At 64.1% G+C, this 6,374-nt stretch carries 6 protein-coding genes and 1 tRNA gene; 2 read left to right on the top strand and 5 right to left on the bottom strand.

The annotated features are described in order from the left end of the window. Nucleotides 1-67: 67 nt before the first annotated feature. The 5 genes from JW958_11840 to JW958_11820 form a co-directional block, all read right to left on the bottom strand. Nucleotides 68-144 (bottom strand) — tRNA-Pro (locus tag JW958_11840). Between the two features lie 432 nt (nucleotides 145-576). Then, nucleotides 577-1,623, bottom strand: a complete 1,047-nt coding sequence (locus JW958_11835; GenBank protein ID MBN1826946.1) for a DUF368 domain-containing protein — start codon at nucleotides 1,621-1,623, stop codon at nucleotides 577-579. A 9-nt stretch (nucleotides 1,624-1,632) separates the two neighbouring features. Further along, nucleotides 1,633-2,406: a protein-L-isoaspartate(D-aspartate) O-methyltransferase gene (locus tag JW958_11830; GenBank protein MBN1826945.1), complete on the bottom strand. Its 774-nt coding sequence runs from the start codon at nucleotides 2,404-2,406 to the stop codon at nucleotides 1,633-1,635. Further along, complete coding sequence (surE, locus tag JW958_11825) at nucleotides 2,379-3,140, bottom strand: 5'/3'-nucleotidase SurE (protein MBN1826944.1); 762 nt, start codon at nucleotides 3,138-3,140, stop codon at nucleotides 2,379-2,381. The genes JW958_11830 and surE overlap by 28 nt, the downstream gene beginning before the upstream one ends. A gap of 8 nt (nucleotides 3,141-3,148) precedes the next feature. Continuing rightward, entirely contained in the window at nucleotides 3,149-3,820 is a 672-nt protein-coding gene (locus tag JW958_11820) for a glycosyltransferase family 2 protein (protein ID MBN1826943.1), read from the bottom strand. Nucleotides 3,821-4,132: 312 nt separating this feature from the next. On the opposite strand from JW958_11820, the gene JW958_11815 reads away from it, so the two are divergent. Both JW958_11815 and hcp read left to right on the top strand, forming a co-directional pair. Then, nucleotides 4,133-4,489: an Rrf2 family transcriptional regulator gene (locus JW958_11815; protein ID MBN1826942.1), complete on the top strand. Its 357-nt coding sequence runs from the start codon at nucleotides 4,133-4,135 to the stop codon at nucleotides 4,487-4,489. Nucleotides 4,490-4,531: 42 nt separating this feature from the next. Further along, complete coding sequence (gene hcp / locus JW958_11810) at nucleotides 4,532-6,184, top strand: hydroxylamine reductase (protein ID MBN1826941.1); 1,653 nt, start codon at nucleotides 4,532-4,534, stop codon at nucleotides 6,182-6,184. Nucleotides 6,185-6,374 lie beyond the last annotated feature (190 nt).

Here is a 6,374-nt window from a genome sequence, read left to right as displayed (position 1 = left end):
CTCGAAAGAGCTCGGAACCAGCCTTTCCAGGCTCTGCTTGGTGATTGGATTACCGGTGAGAAAAGTATGGTCGGGGCGACTGGATTTGAACCAGCGACTCCCTGCTCCCGAAGCAGGTGCGCTACCGGGCTGCGCTACGCCCCGACCGTGAAGCTCTGCATTATATCGTTCCTTCGATTTCAGGTCGAGGAGCGATTCATACTCTTTTCTTTTCCGACGGTTCGCCGGTCGAGGAGGCGTCCGTCGCGAGGGGGCGGATCCCGCGGCGAGAGACCGGTTCGGACGAGCCCGCTCCCGGAGCCGTGGCCGTTGCCACGATGAGGAAGCGAGCGACGGAGAACCGATCTTGCAGCCCGCGATCCGCCTCCGCAGCAGGACGGATCCTCGACCGGCGAACCCCCGAAGCAGGTGCGCTACCAGGCTGCGCTACGCCCCGACCCGAAAAGAACAATAAACAGAAGGTCGACTCCGTTTCAGGTTTTATTCAACCGCAACGAAGCCAAAAAAGCAGTATAACTCGATCCACGGAATTGGGGAAGGGGACAATCTGTTTTTTTCGGTCCGGAAGGGCCCCCTCTATCCCTCGACCCCGCCCCCTTTCCGGCGGCCCATGCGGATCATCCCCGCCGAGCCGAGGAGCCCCGCCAGGAGCGCTCCTCCGGCGGCGGCCGCCTCGCCTCCGCTTCGCGGCAGTCGGTTCGGTGCAGTGGCGATCCGGATCTCTTCTTTGACCTCTCCGGAACGTCCGGTCACCGTCGCTCCCGCGTCGATCGTCTTGAAGGGCCAGAGAACCCACAAACTGCCGATCAGAAGCCCGATCAGAAAGGCCATCGTGGCGGAACGGAAGCGGCGGAGGAGGAAGTTCAAAAGCCGGGCGAAGAGAAGAAGGCCGACCACGATTCCGGCGCCGAGGCTGAAGAGCCAGAGCGCCGCCGCCCCCTCGAAACGGCCGGCGGCGAGTCCGATCTGCAGGCGGGTGAGCTTTCCGAGCACGTTCTGATACTGCCCGAGAACGAGCATGACGTAGGAGCCGCTGATGCCGGGAAGGATCATGGCGCTCACGGCCAGGGCGCCCGTCCCCGCGGCGACGGCGAGGTGGTCCGAACCGGCGGCGTTCTCGGGCATGGCGAGGGAGACCCCGACGGTGAGGGCGGCGCCGGGGAGAGCCCAGAGGAGTACCGCGCCTCGCCGGTCCATCATCGCCCAGGGGACCAGGATCGACGGGAGGATGAGGCCGATGAAAAAGGCGAGAGTCGGCGACCAGTGTTCCCGGAGAAGGTAGTCGATCAGGAAGGAAGAGAAGAGGATGACCACCACGGCGCCGACGACGAGGAGGGCCAGAAAAAACGCGTCCACCCGCCGCAACTCCGCCGCCGTTTCCCGCCGCCTCTCGGCGCGGAAGCCTCCGGCGACGAGACGGAACAGAACGCGGACCGTCTCGACGCCGAGCGCGTTCAGCGCCGCCACCATCCTGTCGAAGATGCCGAGAATGAGCGCGAAGGTCCCCCCCGACACGCCCGGGATGATGTTGGCGACGCCGATGAGGCCACCCTTGATCAGCGTGAGCGGCACGCCGTCCTTCCCGGGCTTCGCCGCCGCTTCTCGATTCGTCGATCCACTCATCCTTGCTCCTTAAAGGACGGTTCGATCCGTTCCGTCCTTCCACGTTTCGTCTCGTCCCGGTCCGTCAACCTGCGCTTTCCGATCCCGCCCGTCCGCGCCTCCGACGTTCTCGCTTCTTCGTGGGAGAAGCGGCACGAAACGGCAGTCCTCCAGCGTCTCGATTCGATCCCTTCCCCTCTCCCGCCGGAGCACCGTGAGCGTCTGACGCTCGGTACCCAAAGGGGCGACGAGAACGCCGGGATCGGCGAGCTGCTCCCGCACCGGTTCCGGAATCTCCCGGGTGCCGGCGGTGAGCAGGATCCTGTCGAAGGGGGCGAAGTCGCGCCACCCCGCGGCGCCGTCGCCGCTCCGGATGGAGACCCTCTCCACGCCGATCCGGTCGAGAAGCCGCCTGGCCCGGCGAGCCAGCTCGGGGACGCGCTCCACGGAGAAGACGCGGCAGCCGAGCCGCGACAACACCGCCGCCTGGTATCCCGAACCGGTCCCCACCTCGAGGATCCTCTCGCCGCCGCCGAGCTCCAACGCCTCGGTCATCCGCGCCACGATCCAGGGTTGGCTGAGGGTTTGCCCCCAACCGATCGGCAGCGCGTTCCCCCTGTAGGTTTGCGCGGCGAGGGCCTCATCGGCGAATAGATGGCGGGGTACGTCGAGAAGGGCGCGGAGAACCCGATCGTCATGGATTCCCCTCTCCTCGACCTCGACCCGCACCATCCTTTCCCGGGCGGATCGGTACGATTCGGCGCCCCGGAGCGGCTTCACTTCACCCCGCCCTCCCGGCTCCATTCCCACTCCCGCATGGTGAGGATCGATTCATAATCATTCAGATCCAAAAGGATCGGCGTGATCGAAACGTAGCGGTCGAAGACGGCCTGGAAATCGGTTTCCGGCTCCCTTTTCCATGTCGGTTTGCCGCCGCCGATGCGGAAGACCTTGCCGCCGTCCCGGGGCGCCTCCTCGACGACCGAGTTCTCGTAGAAACGGGTGCCCAGACGGGTCACACGGATCCCGCGGACCTCCCCGAAGGGTATGTTGGGGAAGTTAACGTTCCAGATGGTTTTCGGATTCCGGGGGCGGGCGATCATTCTCTCGACGATGGGCCGGATCATCCGCGACGGCGCCTCGAAGAGCAGGCCTTCCAGGGCGGCGACGCTGAAGGCGATGGCCGGAACGCCGTAAAGCACCGCCTCGATCGCCGCCGCCACCGTGCCGGAATAGGTGACGTCGTCTCCCATGTTGGCGCCGTGGTTGACACCGGAGACGACCAGATCCGGGCGCGCGCCGATCACCCCGTTCAGTGAGAGGACCACGCAATCGGTGGGCGTGCCGTCTACGCTGTAGACGTTCCGAGCGAGACGGTCCACGAGGAGAGGATCGCGGAGGGTGATGGAGTGGCTGGACGCGCTCTGTTCCATCGCCGGCGCCATCACCACCGTTTCCCCCATCCCGCGCACCGCCTCGGTCAGGACACGGATCCCCTCGGAGTGAACCCCGTCGTCGTTGGTGATCAAAATCCGCATATCCGCTCTCATCCGTTCCGCAGGGTGACGAGGAGCCGGAGGAAACGGCCCATGTCCCGCCAGACCCGTATATGGCTCTTCTCCACGCCGTACCGGGCGGGGATCGGGATCGAGGTGATCCGGAATCCGCGCCGCGCGGCGCCGATCAGAAGCTCCGTCTCCGTCTCGTAATGGCTCGTCCGGAGGGGGACCGCTTCGAGAACCCTCGTTCGAACCAAACGGTAGCCGGATTGGCTGTCCGGCAGGTTCCTCCCCACCGCACGGGAAACGGCCCATGTGCAGAGCCGGTTCGAGAGACGTCGCATCCGCGGCATCCCCTCGAAGTCTTCCCAACGGGAGCCGATCACCAGGTCCGCCCCCTCCGCGGTGAGGCGCTCCTCGAAAAGAGGGATCAACTCCGGCGGGTGCTGGCCGTCTCCGTCCAGAGTGAGGACCGCGTCGAACCCTTCGCGGATCGCCTCGGCGAATCCGGTCCGGAGCGCCGCACCTTTCCCCCGATTGCCGGAATGGGCGACGACGCGCACCCCTTCCACCGCGCCCGCCTCGCGCCCCGTCGCATCGTCCGATCCGTCATCGACGACGAGAATCTCCCTCCCCGGCGCGGCGCGGCGTGTTTCCTCGAGAACGGGTCCGATCGTCCCCTCTAAACGGTATGCCGGGACGAGAATCAGGGTGCGCATGGAGCGGTTTCCAATCGGTGAACGACAGACCTCACGGGCGGGTTTCCGGGCTTTACGGCGTTCGCCGATATCCACTCTCGTCCGCCCCCGACCACGATAGGAGAAAGCGCCGGTAAGCGCAATAACTCGCTGCGGTTCGAGGAGGCTCCCCCCCTCCCGTTTGTACGATCCCGGCTCCGACCGGCGGGTGCGGGATTCACTTGACTGGATCCCAGAAACAAGTATATTAGTACCAGAATACAATAATGGGGGTGTTTCGACATGGCGGATGTATGTCATCTCACGGACGCAGCGGCCCTCGGGATGCACGCGATGATGTTTCTCGCAGAGGAGCCGGACAGGAAGGCGACGACGGCGCGGATCGCCAATCGATTCCGCTTTTCCGCTCACCACCTGGCGAAGGTTCACCAGAGACTCGCGAAGGCTGGGCTCCTTTTGCCGGTCCGCGGGCCCGGCGGGGGCGTCTCCCTGCGAAAACCGCCGGGTGAGATCACTCTCCTCGAAGTGTACGAGGCGATCGAAGGACCGATGCCGGTCTGTGGGTGCGTGTTCGGTAAGCCGGTCTGCGGAAGGAAGAGTTGCCTCTTCGGCGGGTTGCTGAAAGGGGTGAACGACACGATTCGGGAACACTTCGCGAGAACGACGCTGGCCGATCTGTTCGAGAACTGATCGGTCGTCCCTCCCCCCCGAAAAGGAAAGGACGAAAGACTGATGTCCATGTTCTGTTTTCAGTGTCAGGAAGCCGCGAAAAACGAGGGATGCACGGTACGGGGGATGTGCGGCAAAAAGGAATCCACCGCGAATCTTCAGGATCTTTTAGTTCACATTTTAAAAGGAATCGCCGTCTTCGGCGAAAGGGCGGCCCGGGCCGGTCTCCCGGTCCGCGACGAGGCTCTTTTCGTGATGCGCGGGCTCTTCGCGACGGTCACCAACACCAACTTCGACGACGACCGGTTCGAGGAGTGGATCGATCGCGGCCTGAAGACGCGCGACTCCCTCCGGCGGCGGATCGAAAACGCGGGTGCGGCGGTTCCCCAGGGGGACCTTCCGGACGCGGCGGTCTGGACCGCCCCATCTCCGAAAGACTTTCCGATCAAGGCGAAGGAAGTGGGCGTTCTCTCCACCCCCTCCGAGGATGTCCGTTCGCTCCGCGAGCTTCTCGTCTACGGCCTGAAGGGGATGGCCGCCTATCTGGATCACGCGGCGGTGCTCGGGTACCGGGATGACGGCACCGAGGCTTTTCTCTTTCGGGGATTGGCCTCGACGACCCGGGATCTCTCCGCCGACGAGATGACCGCGCTCGTCCTGGAGTGCGGCGGTTTCGGCGTGCGGGCGATGGAGCTTTTGGACCGGGCGAACACCGAGTCCTACGGCTCTCCGGAAAAGACGCACGTGAACATCGGTGTCCGCGCCAACCCGGGAATCCTGATTTCCGGTCACGACCTGAAGGACATGGAGGAGCTTCTGGAACAGACCGCCGGCACCGGCGTGGATGTCTACACCCACGGAGAGATGCTTCCGGCGAACGCCTACCCGGCGTTCAAGAAGCACGACCATTTCGCCGGAAATTACGGCGGGTCCTGGTGGCGACAGAACGAAGAGTTCGCCTCTTTTCACGGGCCCATCCTGATGACCACCAACTGCATCGTTCCGGTGAAGGAGTCCTACCGCGCGCGCCTCTTTACCACCGGCATGGCGGGGTATCCGGGATGCCCGCATGTTCCGGGCCGGCCCGAGGGAGGAAAGAAGGACTTCTCCGCGCTGATCGAGGCGGCGAAGAAATGCGACCCTCCCGAGGAGATCGAGACGGGGGAGATTGTGATCGGCTTCGCCCGGAATCAGGTTCTCTCTCTCGCCGATCAAATCGTGGAAGCCGTACGAACGGGCGCGGTGAAGCGATTCGTCGTGATGGCGGGCTGCGACGGACGGCAACGGACTCGGGAATACTACACCGAAGTGGCTCGCGAGCTGCCGGGAGACGCGATCGTGTTGACCGCCGGGTGCGCCAAGTACCGGTACAACAAGCTCGATCTCGGGGAGATCGGGGGGATTCCGCGGGTTCTCGACGCGGGGCAGTGTAACGATTCCTATTCCCTCGTCTTCACGGCGTTGCAGTTGAAAGAGGCGTTCGGATTGGACGACATCAACGATCTCCCCATTTCTTACGACATCGCCTGGTATGAACAAAAGGCGGTGATCGTTCTCCTCGCCCTTCTCTCTCTGGGAGTCAAGAACATCCGGCTCGGACCGACACTTCCGGCTTTTCTGTCCCCCGGTGTCGCGAAGGTTCTCGTGGAGAACTTCGGTATTCGAGGAATCGGCGATCCGGGCGAGGACGCGGCGGCGATGATGGCGGGGGAATAGCGGCGTTCTTCAGGGCGGAAAAAAGGGGCGGTCGATCGAGACCGCCCCTCTTGCCGTTTGGTTGGATTTCCGGTGAGAAAAGTATGGTCGGGGCGACTGGATTTCCCGGAACGCCTCCGACCGGCGTTCCGGACGAGTCAATTGTCGGGGTGATTCCGACGGTAAAGAGATCATGCCCCGCATCTGTTTT

It is taken from the genome of Candidatus Eisenbacteria bacterium, assembly GCA_016930695.1.
Taxonomy (GTDB): domain Bacteria; phylum Orphanbacterota; class Orphanbacteria; order Orphanbacterales; family Orphanbacteraceae; genus JAFGGD01.
This window is presented reverse-complemented; position numbering and strand designations above follow the sequence as displayed.